The sequence below is a fragment of the Geotalea toluenoxydans JCM 15764 genome (assembly GCF_001311985.1).
Taxonomy (GTDB): Bacteria; Desulfobacterota; Desulfuromonadia; order Geobacterales; family Geobacteraceae; genus Geotalea; species Geotalea toluenoxydans.
Genome location: NZ_BBCJ01000023.1, coordinates 55,650 through 72,143, shown reverse-complemented (window position 1 = coordinate 72,143; position 16,494 = coordinate 55,650). Strand labels below are relative to the sequence as shown.

The 16,494-nt window shown below is 57.6% G+C and carries 12 protein-coding genes and 6 pseudogenes; 2 read left to right on the top strand and 16 right to left on the bottom strand.

Features of this window, described 5'->3' with window-relative positions; genetic code table 11:
* Positions 1-34: 34 nt before the first annotated feature.
* From pdhA to JCM15764_RS30015, 14 genes and pseudogenes are all read right to left on the bottom strand, one after another.
* Positions 35-1,012, bottom strand: a complete 978-nt coding sequence (pdhA, locus tag JCM15764_RS14960; protein WP_054697113.1) for a pyruvate dehydrogenase (acetyl-transferring) E1 component subunit alpha — start codon at positions 1,010-1,012, stop codon at positions 35-37.
* Positions 1,013-1,046: 34 nt separating this feature from the next.
* A pseudogene (locus JCM15764_RS14955) lies at positions 1,047-2,976 on the bottom strand (aconitate hydratase).
* 153 nt (positions 2,977-3,129) lie between these two features.
* Positions 3,130-4,545 carry a dihydrolipoyl dehydrogenase gene (lpdA, locus tag JCM15764_RS14950; protein WP_054697128.1) on the bottom strand — a complete coding sequence of 472 codons (1,416 nt, stop codon included), beginning with the start codon at positions 4,543-4,545 and terminating at the stop codon, positions 3,130-3,132.
* 143 nt (positions 4,546-4,688) lie between these two features.
* Positions 4,689-5,548, bottom strand: a pseudogene (gene sucB / locus JCM15764_RS14945) (dihydrolipoyllysine-residue succinyltransferase).
* On the bottom strand, positions 5,527-5,871 hold the full coding sequence (locus tag JCM15764_RS30035; RefSeq protein ID WP_439645309.1) for a biotin/lipoyl-containing protein: 345 nt from the start codon (positions 5,869-5,871) through the stop codon (positions 5,527-5,529). The pseudogene sucB and the gene JCM15764_RS30035 overlap by 22 nt, the downstream one beginning before the upstream one ends.
* A 155-nt stretch (positions 5,872-6,026) precedes the next feature.
* Entirely contained in the window at positions 6,027-8,108 is a 2,082-nt protein-coding gene (locus JCM15764_RS14940) for a 2-oxoglutarate dehydrogenase E1 component (RefSeq protein WP_439645311.1), read from the bottom strand.
* Positions 8,051-8,710, bottom strand: coding sequence for a hypothetical protein (locus JCM15764_RS30030; RefSeq protein ID WP_439645308.1), 660 nt, complete (start codon positions 8,708-8,710; stop codon positions 8,051-8,053). The genes JCM15764_RS14940 and JCM15764_RS30030 overlap by 58 nt, the downstream gene beginning before the upstream one ends.
* 151 nt (positions 8,711-8,861) lie before the next feature.
* Positions 8,862-9,188, bottom strand: a pseudogene (locus JCM15764_RS14935) (DUF190 domain-containing protein); the annotation flags it as partial.
* Positions 9,189-9,262: 74 nt separating this feature from the next.
* Complete coding sequence (gene crcB, locus JCM15764_RS14930) at positions 9,263-9,637, bottom strand: fluoride efflux transporter CrcB (RefSeq protein ID WP_054697111.1); 375 nt, start codon at positions 9,635-9,637, stop codon at positions 9,263-9,265.
* Positions 9,638-9,639: 2 nt separating this feature from the next.
* The gene (locus tag JCM15764_RS14925) at positions 9,640-10,215 is read right to left on the bottom strand and encodes a hypothetical protein (RefSeq protein WP_054697108.1); all 576 of its coding nucleotides are present in this window, start codon (positions 10,213-10,215) and stop codon (positions 9,640-9,642) included.
* Between the two features lie 50 nt (positions 10,216-10,265).
* Positions 10,266-10,460, bottom strand: a complete 195-nt coding sequence (locus JCM15764_RS14920; protein ID WP_054697104.1) for a hypothetical protein — start codon at positions 10,458-10,460, stop codon at positions 10,266-10,268.
* A 29-nt stretch (positions 10,461-10,489) separates the two neighbouring features.
* Positions 10,490-11,125 carry a hypothetical protein gene (locus JCM15764_RS30025; protein WP_439645307.1) on the bottom strand — a complete coding sequence of 212 codons (636 nt, stop codon included), beginning with the start codon at positions 11,123-11,125 and terminating at the stop codon, positions 10,490-10,492.
* Positions 11,029-11,595: a hypothetical protein gene (locus JCM15764_RS30020; RefSeq protein WP_439645310.1), complete on the bottom strand. Its 567-nt coding sequence runs from the start codon at positions 11,593-11,595 to the stop codon at positions 11,029-11,031. The genes JCM15764_RS30025 and JCM15764_RS30020 overlap by 97 nt, the downstream gene beginning before the upstream one ends.
* 141 nt (positions 11,596-11,736) lie before the next feature.
* A pseudogene (locus tag JCM15764_RS30015) lies at positions 11,737-12,851 on the bottom strand (Rne/Rng family ribonuclease); the annotation flags it as partial.
* 330 nt (positions 12,852-13,181) lie between these two features.
* Between JCM15764_RS30015 and JCM15764_RS14910 the strand changes: the two are divergent.
* Positions 13,182-13,517, top strand: a complete 336-nt coding sequence (locus tag JCM15764_RS14910; RefSeq protein ID WP_012647029.1) for a YajD family HNH nuclease — start codon at positions 13,182-13,184, stop codon at positions 13,515-13,517.
* A 303-nt stretch (positions 13,518-13,820) separates the two neighbouring features.
* Here JCM15764_RS14910 and JCM15764_RS14905 read toward each other — a convergent pair whose 3' ends face one another.
* Positions 13,821-14,105: a HigA family addiction module antitoxin gene (locus tag JCM15764_RS14905; protein WP_054697101.1), complete on the bottom strand. Its 285-nt coding sequence runs from the start codon at positions 14,103-14,105 to the stop codon at positions 13,821-13,823.
* A 12-nt stretch (positions 14,106-14,117) separates the two neighbouring features.
* Positions 14,118-14,395 (bottom strand): annotated as a pseudogene (locus JCM15764_RS14900) (type II toxin-antitoxin system RelE/ParE family toxin).
* A gap of 180 nt (positions 14,396-14,575) precedes the next feature.
* Here JCM15764_RS14900 and JCM15764_RS14895 point away from each other — a divergent pair.
* A pseudogene (locus tag JCM15764_RS14895) lies at positions 14,576-16,494 on the top strand (ABC-F family ATP-binding cassette domain-containing protein).

Genomic DNA, 16,494 nt, shown 5'->3' with positions numbered 1-16,494 from the left:
CCATAAAGGGAGAGGGGGTAAACTTTTGACTTTTTTAGACATACACATCCATGTAGACCTCCCCATCCTCCGGCCATGGAGACTCCTCGGCAAACTTGACCGCCTCCTGCACCGTCTCCACCGCCTGGGCACGAATGGCATCAAGTCTTCCCTGTTCGGCAATCCCCTCTTGCACCAGTCGTCTGCCCAGATTGAGCAGTGGATCCCGGCTCTTCCACAATTCAAGCTCGGCGGTGCTGCGATACTTGCCGGGGTCGGCCATGGAGTGGCCGCGGAAGCGGTAGGTCATCGCCTCCAGCAGATAGGGGCGACTCTGCTCCCGGACCCATTCGGCGGCATGGCTGACTGCCTGATAAACAGCTATCACGTCCATGCCGTCCACCCGTTCCGAGGGCATGTCATAGCCGCAGGTGCGGCGGTGGATGTCCGGCAGGGCGGAGGAGCGGTGCACCTCGGTGCCGATGCCGTAAAAATTGTTCTCGCAGATGAAAAGCACCGGCAGTTCCCAAACCCTGGCCCAGTTCAGCGCCTCGTGGAAATTGCCCTGGTTGACTGCAGCATCGCCGAAGAAGCAGGCGGCGATGCGCCCCTCGTTCTTGAATTTGGACGCAAAGGCTAGCCCTAAGGCAATAGGAAACTGGCCACCGACTATGGCATAGCCCCCCATGAAGTTGAGCTCGGGGCTGAAGAGGTGCATGGAGCCCCCTTTCCCCTTGCACAGGCCGGTCGCCTTGCCGAACAGCTCCGCCATGACCCTCTTGGGTTCGGCACCGCGGACGATGGCCTGGGCATGCTCCCGGTAGGCGGAAAGGATGTAATCATTCTGCTGCAGCGCCTTGGTTGAACCGACCGCCACCGCTTCCTGGCCGCTGTAAAGATGGAGAAACCCGGTGATGTGCCCCTTCGTATATTGTTCGGCGCACGACTCCTCGAATTCGCGGCAGAGAGCCGTCTGTCCGTACATGTGGAGCAGATCCTCATCGGGAAATACGTCGCGCAGATGTGTTTCCATAATCCCCCTCTGTGGGGCAGCAGCAAAAGCCCTGCTAACCTTTCTGTTTCACGTGATTCAGGGTACCGCCGGCCAGCAGATCCTGCCTTTCCCTCTCCGATACCTGCAGAATCGTTTTGATCTCCCTGTCCCCTATCCTCACAGGTATTTCCGTGGCCCCCTCTGCCACCTGCCGTCGCAGACCATTGAAAATGAGGACGTCACCCTGCCCGATCAGGTCATAATCGGCAGGATCTTTGAAGATAAGGGGCAGGATACCGAAGTTGATCAGGTTGGCTTTATGGATGCGGGCGAAGCTCTTGGCCAGCTTGGCGCGGATACCCAGATAGCGGGGCGCCAGGGCGGCATGTTCCCTGGATGAGCCCTGCCCATAGTTTTCTCCAGCCACCACTACACCGTTGCCTTTTGCCTTGGCACGTTGTGGAAATTCCTGGTCAATCTGGCCGAAGACGAACTGGCTGATGGCCGGGATGTTGCTTCGCAGGGGAAGAACCTTATTGCCGGCGGGCATGATGGTATCGGTGGAGATGTTGTCCTCCACCTTGATGATGACCTCGGCCTGCAGGTCCTCCGGCAAGGGCTCGAATTCAGGGAACGGCACGATGTTGGGTCCGGTGACGATCTCCACACCGCTGGTATCGGCCAATGGATGGATGATGCTGGAATCATCCACCAGGTAGCGTTCCGGGTTCTGCACGTTGGGCCATGGCATCATCTCGCCCAGCTTCCGCGGATCGGTTATAACCCGAACAGACCGGCAGCTGCTGCGGTCTCCGGGGAGCAGAGGTAGACCTTGTCGTCCTTGGTGCCGCTCCTGCCGGGGAAATTGCGCGGAAAGGTACGCAGGGAAACCTGGTTGGTCCCCGGCGCCTGCCCCATGCCGATGCAACCGAGACAGCCCGGCTGGTGGACCTGGGCACCGGCCAGAAGCAGCGACATGAGCCCGCCCCGGTCCGCCACATTTTCCAGCACCTGGCGGCTCCCCGGATTGATGTTGAAGGAGAGCTGGGGCGCCACCCGCCGACCGTCCAGAATTCGGCAGACGGTCATAAGGTCGCGAAAGGAGGAATTGACCGAGCTGCCGACGATTACCTGGTCCACCTTGATCCCCTCCACGTCCTTGACCCGCACCACGTTGTCCGGTGAGGAAGGGCAGGCGATCAGGGGCACCACCTGGGAGAGGTCGATTTCGTCGTAATCGTCGTAGGTAGCATCGGCATCGGCGGCAAAGGGCTGCCAGCAGTCGCCCCGCCCCTGGGACTCCAGGAATTCCCTGGTTCGCCCATCGGAAGGGAAGACGGAGGTGGTGGCACCGAGCTCGGCCCCCATGTTGCCGATGGTCCCCCGGTCGGTGGCCGAAAGTGTCTCCACCCCCGGCCCGTAGTATTCGATGATCTTCCCCACCCCGCCCTTGACGGTGTGGCGGCGGAGCATCTCCAGGATGACATCCTTGCCGGAAACCCACGGCTGCAGCTGACCAATGAGCTTTACCCCCATGATTTTGGGACAAGAGAGGTGGAATGGATGCCCGGCCATGGCCATGGCCACGTCCATCCCCCGGCGCCGATGGCGAGCATGCTCAGGCCTGCCGCAGTCGGGGTATGGGAATCGGCGCCCAGCATGACCTTGCCCGGCACGCCGAAACGCTCCAGGTGCACCTGGTGGGAAACGCCGTTCCCCGGTTTGGATAGGTGGACACCGAATTTCTGGGCCGCAGTCATGAGAAAGACATGGTCATCGGCATTCCTGTTATCGGTCTGCAGCAGGTTGTGATCTATGTACTGGGCCGCCAGCTCAACCTTTGCCCGTTCCACCCCCATGGCCATGAATTCCAGGATGGCCATGGTACCGGTGGCATCCTGAAGAAGGGTGTGATCGATGCGAATGGCGACCTCTTTTCCCGGAATTAATTCCCCTTCCACCAAATGGGCTTCCAGGATCTTGATTGCTAAATTCTTTCCCATAACAACCCCCTCTTGAATATCAACCCGCCCATTTCATTCGCGTTCAAAAATGCCAGGTGCAAGGCGTCGAGGAGCGAGCAGCGCAGCATACATCAGTATGTGAGCAGCGCAGCGACGAAGACAACGCCGCAGATGGGCGTTTTTCAACGCGAATCACGCGTGAATGGCTCTTTTTTCCACGTCCAGCGCTGCTTCTTTAACCGCCTCCGACAACGTCGGGTGGGCATGGAAGGTAAGGGCAATATCCTCGGCGGTGCCGCCATAGGTCATGACCGTCACCCCTTCGGCGATCATGTCCGAGGCCCGGGGGCCGATGATATGGATGCCCAGCACCCGGCCCGTATCCTTATGTGCAAGCACCTTGACGAAACCTTCCGTCTCGTCCATGCACCTGGCCCGGCCATTGGCCATGAAGTTGAAGCGTCCGGCAGAATAAGGGATGTTCTCCGCCTGCAGCTGTTCCTCGGTTTTCCCGACAGATGCCGCTTCAGGCCATGTGTAAATGATACCGGGTATGAACTCATAATCAACCACCGATGCTTGTCCGGCGAGCCTTTCGGCGAAAACCTCCCCTTCCATCATCGCCTTGTGGGCAAGGAGCGGACCATGAATAAGATCGCCAATGGCATAGATTCCGGGGACCGAGGTGGCAAAATTGTCGTCAACTCTGATCCTGCCGCGGTCGAAGGCAATACCGGCCTCTTCCACCCCGAGCCCGTCCGTGAGTGATTTTCTCCCCACAGCGACCAGCACCCTGTCAGAGAAAAGCTGTTCACCCTTGCCGGCGACATTGACGGTGACGGACGCCTTGCCATCCTTCTTCTGCAAACCTTCAACCTTGGCCCCCAGCATGAATCCCATTCCCTGCTTTTTCAGGGACCGCAAAAGGGTGTCGGCAACCTGCCGGTCGGTGTTGGACAGAATGTTCGGCAACATCTCCACCACCGTCACCCGGCTTCCCAGGCGCAGCCAGACCGAACCAAGCTCCAGTCCGATATAGCCACCGCCGACCACCAGGAGGTGTTCAGGCACTTCCGGGAAAGATAGCGCTTCGCGGGCGCTGACCACCGTCTCGCCGTCGAAGGGGAGCCCCGGCACCTCTATGGCCTGACTGCCGGTGGCAAGAAGTATGTGTTTGCCGACTATCGTCTGCTTTTCTCCCCCTGCCCCTAGTACCTCCACCGCCCACCGGTCCCCATTGCCGGCCGCCCCAAGCTTGGCCGTTCCCAGGATGCGTATTATTTTGTTCTTCTTGAAGAGGAAGGCGATGCCGTCGGTGAGCTTTTTCACCACGTCGTCCTTGCGGGCCATCATTTTCGCCAGGTCCAGGGTGGGTGGGTTGATGCCGATACCATGGAGGGCAAATTTATCCCGTGCCAGGGCAAAGAGCTCGCTGGAATCAAGCAGCGCTTTGCTGGGAATGCAGCCCTCATTGAGGCAAACTCCGCCCAGGCGTTCGCCACGCTCCACCACCGCCACCTTCATCCCCAATTGGGCAGCGCGGATCGCCGCCACGTAACCTCCCGGCCCGGCGCCGATAATGATCAGATCGTACATTTCATCGGACATTGCAAAAACCTCCATTACTGTGCTGTCGCCCCCTCCTTTATGGGAGGGGGATGGGGGGAGGGCCTGCAGCAGGCCCCCTCTCCCTAACCCTCTCCTTTAGGCCCTGTGGGTCCACAAGGGGAGAGGGAACTTTCTTTACCACTTTATCCCTCCAACAGCATCTCCTCCGGATCCTCGACATACTCTTTCACCCTCTTGAGGAACCCCACCGCCTCCCGCCCATCGATAATGCGATGGTCGTAGGACAATGCCAGATACATCATGGACGGATCACCACCTGCCCGTCCCTTGCCACCGGCCGGTCCTGAATGGCATGCATCCCCAGCACTCCGCTCTGGGGCGGATTGAGTATGGGGGTGCTGAGCATGGAACCATAGACGCCGCCGTTACTGATGGTGAAGGTGCCGCCGGTCAAATCCTCAAGGCTCAAGCGGTTGTTCTCGACCTGCTCCACCAGCGATCGTATCTTTTTCTCCATCTCCACCAGGGTCAGCCGGTCGGCATCGCGGATAACCGGCACCACCAGCCCCTTTTCGCCGCCAATGGCTATACCCATGTCATAGAAATGCTGCTGGACGATTTCATCGCCGTCGATGCGGGCGTTGACCATGGGGAATTCACGGAGGGCATCGATACAGGCCTTGATGAAGAAGGGCATCAGCCCCAGGGTCATCCCAAATTTCTTCTGGAAGTGTTCCTTGTGCTGCCGGCGCAGCTCCATGATCTTGCCCATATCTGCCTCATTGAAGGTGGTGAGCATGGCCGTCTGCTGCCTCGCTGCCAGCAGTCTTTCGGCAATCTTTCTGCGGATCGGGGTCATCTTTTTGCGGGTGATCCTGCTTTCCTCAGCGGTCTGGTATGGCGCAGGCTCCTCCGAGCGGACGAAAAGTGTAGGCTGCGGACTCGGCTCAGGCTGTTGCTTGAGCAGGTCGTCCACCGTTACTCTGCCCCCCTTGCCGCTCCCCTTGATGGTTTCAGCCTTTATTCCCTTTTCCTGGGCCATCTTCCGCACCGCCGGAGAAAGCGGCGGCTGCGGCTCTGTTTTTTCTTTTTCCGGGCCTGATGCTTCGCCGGGCCAGAGACCTGTTCTGCCGCACCTTTTTCATCAATGGTGCCTATGACAGCGCCAATCTGCACCGTCTCCCCTTCCCCTACCCGAACGGCCAGGGTTCCCGCGGCATCGGCATTGATCTCCAGGGTGATTTTATCCGTCTCGATCTCGCAAATGATCTCATCCTTCTCCACCCGCTCGCCATCCAGCTTGTGCCATTTGGCAACCAGCGCCTCGGTGATCGATTCCCCAACTGCCGGGACTTTTATTTCCATGAATGTCTCCATCAAAAAAGATCTAATCGTATTTCTATCTTCCCCAAGACCAAGTCCCCCTTTAGCAAAGGGGATTCAGGGGGATTTGCTTTTCATTGCCGCTAAATCCTCCCTGGCCCCCCTTTTTCTAAGGGGGGTAACAACGCGGGGGAAGATCAGTCAGTAACCTGGGAAAAGGCATTGCGAATCACCCGTTCCTGTTCCACCACGTGCTGCCGATGGGACCCGACCGCCGGCGCCGCTTCCTCCTCCCTCCCCACGTATGCCACCTTGCCACCTGTTATTTCCTCAAGCTGCGGCCGGATGAAAATCCATGCCCCCATGTTGCACGGTTCTTCCTGCACCCAGCGGAAGGCTGCCTGCCGGTACCTGCGAAGGGTATCCCGGAGCAGGTCAAGACGCAGTGGATAGAGCTGCTCGATCCTAACCAGCGCAACATCTTCCCGCCCGGTATCCGCCTTCTCCTTGAGCAGCTCGAAATAGATCTTGCCTGAGCAGATCAGCACCTGCCGAACCTTGTCCGGGTTGTCTTCTGCGGGCAGGATCTCCCGGAACCAGCCGCGGAAGTCATCCAGGCTTGAAACACAGAGGGGATTGCGGAGCAGGCTTTTGGGAGTGAAAATAACCAGCGGCTTTCTGAAGGGCTGCTTTACCTGACGTCGCAGCAGATGGAAATATTGGGCCGGAGTTGTCGGATAACACACCTGCATGTTGTTCATGGCGCAGAGCTGAAGGAACCGCTCGATCCTGGCGCTGGAATGCTCGGCCCCCTGCCCCTCGTAGCCGTGGGGAAGCAGCATGACCAGACCGCTTCCCCGGTCCCACTTGCTTTCCCCCGAGGCGACGAACTGATCGATGATAACCTGCGCGCCGTTGGCGAAATCTCCGTACTGGGCCTCCCATACGGTCAGTCCCAAGGGGGACTCCACCGAGTAGCCATATTCGAAACCGAGCACAGCATACTCGGAAAGCATGCTGTCGTAAGCGTTGAAGGCTGCATTATCTTTGGCCATGGCAGCAAGGGGAACATGCGTCTTTTCGGTGTGATAATCGAAGAAGGTGCAATGACGTTGGCTGAAGGTGCCTCTTCTCACATCCTGTCCGGAAAGACGAAGGGAAGTACCTTCCTGCAACAGTGAAGCGAAGGCCAGGTTCTCCGCGGTGGCCCAGTCGATGCCGCTTCCCTGTTTCACCGCTTCAAGCCGCCGTTTCAGCAGGGTTGCCAGTTTCGGATGTGGCGTAAAGTCATCCGGAAAGGCCGTCAGAACCTCCATCATGGAACTAAGTTCTCCTGCCCCGACTCCGGTTTCGACCTTGTGGGGAACGTAATCCCGCTTGATTCCGCCCCACCCTTCCCGGAACCCCACGTCGGAGTCGGTGGCTTCCTGCTCGATAGCGGTTTCAAGATGGGCAGAAACTGCCCGGGAGAGCTTTTCCAGCTCAGCGCCGTCAACGCCTTCATCCCTCAGTTTCATAGCGTACAGCTCATGGAGCGGCTGACGGTTCTTGATCTTTTCGTACATGAGTGGCTGGGTGAAGTAGGGCTCGTCTCCTTCGTTATGTCCGTAGCGCCGATAGCAGATGACCTCCACCACCACATCACGACGAAAAGCCTGCCGGTATTCCAGGGCTAGCCTCGTCGCATGGACTACCGCCTCCGGGTCGTCCCCCTGGACGTGGAAAACGGGAGCTTGGACCATTTTCGCCCCATCGGTGGCATAACAGCTGGAGCGGGCATCGGCAGCAAGGGTGGTAAAGCCGATTTGGTTGTTGAGGACAATGTGCACGGTGCCGCCGGTGCGGTAGCCTTCCAGTTGGGAGAGGTTGAAGGTTTCGGCCACCACCCCCTGCCCGGAAAAGGCGGCATCGCCGTGGATAAGGACCGGCAGGACCAGGTCGCCGCGGCTGTCGCAGCAGCGATCCTGGCGTGCCCGGCATTTTCCTTCCACCACCGGGTCGATGGCCTCCAGATGGCTTGGATTGGCCGCCAGGGTAAGATGAATGGTATGGCCGGCCACCGGCGTTACATCTATTGAATATCCCTTGTGATATTTGACGTCCCCCTCGCCGATGATCCCATGCTGGCTGTTATCGGCGAACTCGGTAAAGATTTCCTCCAGCGGCTTGTCAAACACATTGGCCAATACATTAAGCCGCCCACGATGGGGCATCCCCAGGATCAGATCAGTGACACCCCGTTCGGCCGCTCCTGCCACAAGCCACTTGAGTAGCGGTATAAGGCTTTCCCCCCCTTCCAGGGAGAAGCGGGTCTGGCCGGCGAACTTGCGTTGAGGAATGCCTCGAATAGCGCTGCCTGGTAAATATGTCCGGCTATCTCCAGCTTTTGGCCAATGGAAAAGGAGGGGCTGTTTCGCACCGGCTCCATGCGATCCATCAGCCACTGCCGCTCCGTCGGTTCCTGGATATGCATGAATTCAACACCAATGGAGCGGCAGTAGGTATCGTGCATTACCTGCAGGATCTCTCGCAGAGTTGCACTTTCCTTCATGAAGCGGCGGGTATGGAAAACCTTATCCAGGTCGGAGGCATCCAGGCCGAATGCTTCAAGACTGAGCAGGGGGTGGTCGATTTGGCAGGGAGAAAGGGGATCGGTACAGGCAAGGAGGTGGCCGATGTCCCGGTAGCGGTAGATAAGCGACTGCACCGCCGATTGCTTGATCGCAAAACGAAGGTCTGCTTTGCCTTCGCCACCTTCCAGCCCCAACTCGAAACCGCTGAAAAATGCTTGCAGGTCGACCGGCAGCCGCTCGGGGTGTTCTTGCCAAAGGAGGTACTGCTCTTCAATCCATTCAGGACTGAAATTCATATTGAACGGCATGGGAAATCCTTTGCGGGAATGCGATGAGAAGCCATAGAGGGGAACATGGCGAAAAGCTCATGAGAAGTATAGCAGAGGGGCGAGACGATGCAACTTGCAGAAGAAAAACAGCGGCAGGTGGGGGGAAGTCAGGCTTGTTTTTGTCGTGGTGGCTGTAGCGGATGACGGTGGCCTTTTCCAGGGTGATCATGCCGCCGTCCATCATCCCGTCGATGACAGGCATGACGGCGTCAATCCTTTCCTGGCTGTCCACCACCTCGACAATGACAGGCAGATCGGTGGAAAGGCGGAGTAATTTATCCGTATGGTAGACGCTGTGGGCGCCGAAGCCGGCAATGCAGCGGATTACCGTCGCGCCGGCGAGCCCCTCCCTGCGCAACAGTTCCACCAGTGCCTCGTAGAGGGGGATATGGCCGTGGCGGTCGCTTTCACCGATAAATATCCGCATCAATACCTGTTCGCCGGTCAGCTTGGTCATAGTCAATTCCTCCTGTCCCCCCCTGCTCACGTACGTTTCGCTTTCCCCCTATGGAATAGTGGATGAAGGAGGGTCTAGATATATCGAGCCGCCGCGATTCCCAACCAGGTAAACACCAGACATACCAGGACGCTGGTGAGCACGTTTACCGAAGCTATCAGCAGTTCCCCATCCTCAAGAAGGCGGAATGTTTCGTAGCTGAAGGTGGAAAAGGTGGTAAGCCCTCCAAGAAAGCCGATGGTCAGCCCCACGCGCAACTGGGGAGAAACCAGCGTGCTGCGCAGGGAAAACTCCATGATCAGACCGATGAGAAAGGCGCCGATAATATTGACGGCAAAGGTGCCGTAGGGAAAGGACCTGCCGACGATGTCGTAGACCCAGCCGGAAAGGTAGTAGCGGCACAGGCACCCTAATGCGCCGAATAATCCTATAAAGATAACCGTCTGCATCGTTACCTGAAGGCCCAGCCTACCCTGAAACCGAAGATATCGGATTTGGAAACGGGCTGGAAGAACTGGTTGGTCCCGACCAGGACTCCTGGAGACTGGTTGTAGCGGAAACCCTCATAAAAAGTGCTAAACTTGAGCTTCTTGTAGCGTGCCCCCGCCTCGGCAAAGGCAGACCAGCTTCCGTCCGGTTTGATCGTGATATCCCTACCCAAGATCTCCACGGTGTTTTCGGTATAAAAAGGGTATTTCGCCCCCCCTTCGGTAAAGATGCGCCAGTCGTCAGTCACGGCAACGTCTAACCGGCCCCCCAGACGCAGATAAAAGCTGCGCCAGTCCTCGGTATAGCCATTCACCTCCACGGGCATGCCCGCTCTATCTATTGTCATGGAATCTTCCAGATCTCTCAGCCACCAGCGGGCGCCAAAACCGAAGAAAGGTTCCATGGACACCTTCTGTTGGGAAATCCTCCAGCCAAGGTCGATATCCTCCCTTGTACCGAAGTAATTGACGTCGGTCTTCACCGGCAGATTCTCCGGTCCCTGCGTCTGCCCGTCGTAATCGGCAATCCCGCCGAACAACTCAGCCTTTCCCGTTACGACAAGGGAACCTGCCTCTGCCTTGACCAGGTTTATCCTGCGACTCCGCCGGCGGCCATCAGCCAGCCCTGCTCCCGGAGCAGCCTCTCGCCCTGATGAAATTCCTCCCACTGAAAGTAATGGGGAGCCAGGTACGCCGAAACCTCTTCCACCCCTCCAAACTGGGCGGCTTTAGCCGTCGATGAAGCAATGAGAACTGCAACCGCTGCGAGTTTGAAGATATTCATGCATCCTCCGCAACTGGCGATTTGAACATTTACTCAGCCGGGGATTCTTCTTTCTTCTTGCGTGGAGCACGTTTGCGCTTGGGCTTTTCCTGAGCTTCGGCAGCCGGCTCGGTCTGGGGTTCCTCACTCTTCTCAGGCGCTGCCTTTCGAGGGCGCGCAGCCCGTTTCGGTTTTGCCGGCTCTGTTTCGGGCACCTCTACCGGTGCAGGAGCTTCCGGTACAGCTTCAGCCGCTGGCTTCTTTTTTCGCGGAGAGCGTGGTTTTTTAGCCTTTTCCTCTGCCGGCTGTTCTGCCGGCTGTTCTGCCGGCTGTTCTGCCGGCTGTTCTGCCGGCTGTTCTGCCGGCTGTTCAGGCTGTTGCGGCACCTCCGGGGCAGCTTCCCCGGTGTGAGCCATCTCGGCCTCGGCTACGGCCTCGGGAGCGGCCTGCTTGCCACCTCGTTTGCGACGGCGGCGGCGTTTCTTCTTGCCTTCCTCCCCGTGGGTTTCACCTTCCGTTGCCTGTTCAGCAGCCTGCTCAGATATTGCTTCCTCGGTAGAGGCTGCTATCTCCGGCACTGTGGATGTCTCTACCTGGGCAACAGCCTCTCCTGCCCCCTTGCCGCCGCGACGCCGTCTGCGCCGGCGTTTTTTCTTGTGCTCTTCGGCAACTTCGGCTCCCGACACTTCAACGGTCTCGGTGGTCTCCGCTGCAGCCTCGTGTCCTTCCTCTTCAGCCGGTTCAACGGCGGGAGGTGCCGCAATCTCTTCGCCCAGTGGTGCAGCCTCCCCCTCCACATGGTGTTTCTTCTTGCGCCGCCTCTTTTTCTTTGGTTTTCCTTCTTCGGCAGGAGCGCCTCAGCTGCTGCGGCCGCCAAAGCAGGCACTCCCGCTTCCGTCGTGGGGACTTCCGGCGCTATCTCTTCCGTAAATGGCTTTTCCCGCTTGATCAACTCAAGCTCGATCTGGTTCAACAGGAACGATGGTTTTCCCTTTACTGTCACCTCCAGATCGTAATCGGTTTCAATCTGGGCCAGCTCCCGTTTCTTCCGGTTCAACAGAAAATAGGCAACCTCAAGGGGCAGGCCGCCACGCACTTCGGCGACGGTACCCTTGGCGGCAGCGGCATGAACCTTACGCAAAAAGGATACAGCCATGGCCTCCACCGACTTGACCTTGCCCCGCCCTTCGCAGTGGGGACACTCCAGGGAGCTGGCCTGGTTGATGGTCTGCTTGATCCTTTGCCGGGACATCTCCAAAAGGCCGAATTGGGAGATTTTGCCGACGGTGACCCTGGCTTTGTCCCCCTTGAGGGCAGTCTTCAGCGCCTTCTCAACCTCGTTGTTGTGTTTGCGTTCGCGCATGTCGATGAAGTCGATGACTATCAGCCCCCTAAGTCGCGCAGGCGCAGCTGCCTGGCCGCCTCGGCGGCCGCTTCCAGGTTGGTCTTGAAGGCGGTATCCTCAACCCCTTTTTCGCCGGTGGATTTTCCCGAGTTAACATCGATGGAGACGAGGGCTTCGGTGGGTTCGATGAAGATGGAGCCTCCCGATTTCAGCGGCACCTTCTTCTCGTAGATAAGGTCGATCTGCTCCTCCAGCTGATAGCGGGAGAAAATCGGCCTTTTTTCCTGATGCATCTTCACCAGCTTTTCATATTTCGGCATGGTTTCCTTGAAGAAAGCCCGTGCCTGCTTGTAGACATCCTTGCTGTCCACCAGCACTTCATCGATCTCGGCGTTGAAGTAATCGCGAATGGTGCGGATAACCAAATCCGATTCCTGATAGATTAGACCGGCGCCCTTGAGTTCAGCCCCCTTTTCCCGAATGCTGCCGTAGAGCTTCACCAGGTACTGCAGATCCTTGGCCAGTTCCGTTTTGGTCCGCCCCATCGCCTCGGTGCGCATGATGTAGCCGATGCCTTCCGGGATCTCCAGGTCGGCCACCATTTCCTTGAGCTTTTTCCTCTCGCTTTCGCTCTCCACCTTGCGGGAGATACCGGCGGAATCGCTACCGGGCATGAGCACCATGTAGCGGCCGGGAAGGGAAATGTAGGTGGTCAGGGCGGCGCCCTTGTTGTCACGCTCCCCTTTTTCCACCTGAACGATGAGTTCCTGGCCCCGGCGAAGGATCTCCTGGATGCGGGGCCGCCGGTTTCGCTGCTCTTCGGGCACATCGTCACGCCACTGCCAGTTTTCCGGGTGAATTTCCCCCATCTGGAGAAAGCCGAGCTTTTTATGGCCGATATCCACAAAGGCCGCCTGCAGCCCCGGTTCCACCCGGACCACGACCCCCTTGTAAACGTTGCCGCGGGTCTGTTCGCTCCCGGCAATCTCGATATCCAGCTCCACCAGGTGACCGTCCTCGACGATAGCCACCCGCGCCTCTTCGGCATGGAGGGCGTTAATCAACATTTTTTTCGACATTCTCAATCCTTTTACCGGGGACGGGCTGTTTTTTCGCCCATCGACCCTGTTTTTTAATAGCCTGGCAACAGGGGGTCAACCCTGCGCGGCGGAATCCTTGTTTCATGGAATTTGCGGATACTGCCGCCACACCGGCAGCTGTACCGCACACAAAACCTTGTGAGTATAACAGAGTTTCGTAACACTTCATAAGAAAAAACTATTGTCTCGCTGATATTTACCCCTTCTACAGGAGTTTAAATGGCTACCGATCGAAAATATGCTGGCTTTTACAGACGATCTTTACTATAAAAAACCAAGGAAAACCCGGAGGAAGTCATGGCCCCATCCTTTCGTCCACGAGCCCCGAAACCTGTGGCAAAAACACAAGAAGAAGCCGATGAGATAATTCGCAAAATGAAGGCAGGACAAAAGGCGCCGGACAACTACCGGGAGCGTTCCCTCAAGCTCCACGGCTGGATATGCGCCAAGTGCGGCCGGGAATTCGACCTGGACAATCTTCACCTGCTCACCGTCCATCACAAGGACGGCAATCATAATTACAACCCGCCCGACGGCAGCAACTGGGAAAACCTCTGTGTCTACTGCCACGATGACGAGCACAGTCGATCGATCCTGGCCGATTATCTCCAGGGGGATAAGCGGAAGAAATGATACTGCCACTGCGGACTGCGGTGGGTCGATTTGTTCGCAAGTGTAAAGCGCAGTCTGGAAGAGGCGCCCCTTACCGACTGCACGTTGGGCAAGGATTCAGACCCAAGAGAAAATAACGAAAAGACAAGACATGAGAATGCCAGTTGCGACAAAAACATCAGCAGCAGTCTCTGGTGCTACAGTTGGAATAATAATAATGGCTGGAGAAAGAGCGACTGGGGCAGCCTAATGAGCTGGCGGCGGATTCTGGGGACTCCAATAAAATCACATAACCAAAAGCGAAACGGCATTTACTGCGAGCACTCAAGCTGCCTTTAAACGCTCTACTTTCAGTTCCTTGTATTTCAACCGGGCTTTCCAGAGATCATACTGCATCTGCTGGGCAAGCCAGCTTTCAGGAGTGGTATCGAAGGCTATCGACAATCTGAGTGCCATCTCAGGAGATATGCCGGTATGGCCGTTCAATAGTTCGGACAGTGCCTTTCTGCTGACGCCGAGTGCCCTGGCCGCTTCGGAAACCGATATATCGAGCGGTTTGAGACAGAGTTCACGGATAATCTCACCGGGATGTGGTGGGTTGTGCATCATGAAAGATACTCCTTAATGGTAGTCAAGATAATCGACCAGAGTTATGTCATGCCCTTCAAACTGGAAGATCACGCGCCAGTTGCCGCTCACCTCCACCGCCCAAAAGCCGGAAAACTCACCTTCCATTTATGCAATCGCAATCCGGGAAGGTTCATGTCTCGCGGTTCTGCAACGACGTTTAACCGTGCGAGGATAAGCCGCAATCGATCAGCATGCTTTGCCTGTATTCCGGCTTTGTTGCCTGTCTCGAAGAAATTTTTCAGACCTTTGTGCCGGAAACTGATAATCATGTGACAAATATAGCCTGTAACCCAGAGGGTGACAAGAGGAAATTATTGTATCGGCCAACCTGAAAACATCCGTCTTCTTCGTCTGTTTCAATCAGGTGCGATCCGAACCTTGAATTGACAAAATACCCCCTCCCCCCTACAATACCCGCCGTTGTTCATAAATATCGCCAAGGATTTTCAATGCTGCACCTGAAACAACTTTCAAAAGATTTTGCGGGTAAGCCGCTTTTTACCCAGATCGACTGGCACCTGAAGAAGGGGGAGCGGGTCGGCCTGGTTGGCGAGAACGGAGCGGGAAAATCCACGCTGATGCGCATCATCGCCGGCCAGGTGGAACACACAAGCGGCGAACTGCAGTTTGCCAAAGGTGCTACCGTCGGCTATCTCCCCCAGGATGGCATCGTCACCAAGGGAAGACAGCTCTTTGCCGAGGTGATGACCGCCCTTTCGGAGCTGCAGGCCATCGAAAAGGAACTGGCCTTCCTCACGGCCAGGCTGGCCGAAATGCCCCATGATGATCCGGGGCACGAAGCTCCTGGACCGCTTCGGCCACCTTCAGGAGGAGTTCCGCCTCAAGGGGGGCTACGCCATGGAAGCCGAGGTGGGCAATGTCCTCACCGGCCTCGGTTTTATCGCCAGCGACTGGCAGAAAGAATGCGGCGAGTTTTCCGGGGGATGGCAGATGCGCATCGCCCTGGCCAAGCTGCTGCTACAGAAGCCCAACGTGCTGCTGCTGGACGAGCCACCAACCACCTGGATATCGAGGCGCGCAACTGGCTGGAGGGCTATCTCCAGTCGTACCCCTATTCGGTGATCCTCGTTTCCCACGACCGGTTTTTCCTGGATCAGGTTTGCTCCCGCATCACCGAGGTCTGGAACCACACCCTCACCGACTACCACTGCAATTACAGCCGCTACCTGGTGCTGCGGGAAGAGCGGGTCTCGGCCCTGCGTGAAGCAAAGCGCCGCCAGGACGAAGAAGTGCAGAAGATCGAGGATTTCATCTCCCGTTTCCGCTACAAGGCGGACAAGGCGGCCCTGGTCCAGTCCCGCATCAAGCAGTTGGAAAAGATCGAGCGGATCGTCCTGCCGCCGGAGCGAAAGAGAATCCGCTTCCGCTTCCCCGATCCCCCCAAGAGCGGCCGGATGGTAGTGGAACTGAAGGGGGTGCGCAAAGCTTACGGCAACAACGTGGTCCTGGACGGCATCGACCTCACCATTGAAAAGGAAGAACGGGTCGCCCTGGTTGGGCACAATGGCGCCGGCAAATCGACCTGATGAAGGTCCTGGCCGGGGGCGAGTTCCAGGGGGGAGAACTGAACCTGGGACACAATGTCATCCGCGACTATTTCGCCCAGGATCAGGCCCAGGAATTGAACGGTGAACAGAGCGTCTACGAGGAGATCCTGGCCGACGCCCCATTCGACATGGTGCCGCAGCTGAGGGACATCCTCGGCGCCTTTCTCTTCTCCGGGGACGACATCCACAAAAAGGTCTCGGTTCTTTCCGGAGGCGAGCGCAACCGCCTGGCCCTGGCCAAGATGCTGCTGCGACCGTCAAACCTGCTCCTCATGGACGAGCCCACCAACCACCTGGACCTGTTCAGCAAGGAGGTGTTGCTGGGCGCTCTGGCGGCCTTTTCCGGCACCGTGGTCTTCGTTTCCCACGACAGGCACTTTATCGACGGCCTGGCCACCAGGGTTGTGGAGGTGGGGGACGGGAAAGTCAGCAGTTTCATGGGAGACTATGAGTATTATCTCGCCAAAAAATCAGAGGCTGCGCCTCTGGCAGAGCAAGCAAATCAAGCACCGCCGACCGCCGACCAACGACCAGCAACCGTCTCCAAAGAGGACAGGCTGCGCCAGCGCGAGGAGGAGAAGCAGCGGCAGCGCGAGGAAAAGGGACGCCAGAAACGCCTGACTGAGCTGGAAACCGAAATAGAAAAAACTGAAAACGTGCTTGCCGGGCTGGAGGAGCGGATGGCAGCCCCTGAGTCTTTTGCCGATCATGGGACGGCGCGTCGGATGGGAGAAGAGCACGAAACATTAACCTCCCGCATCGCCGCACTTTATGCGGAGTGGGAAGGCTTGCAATCTTGA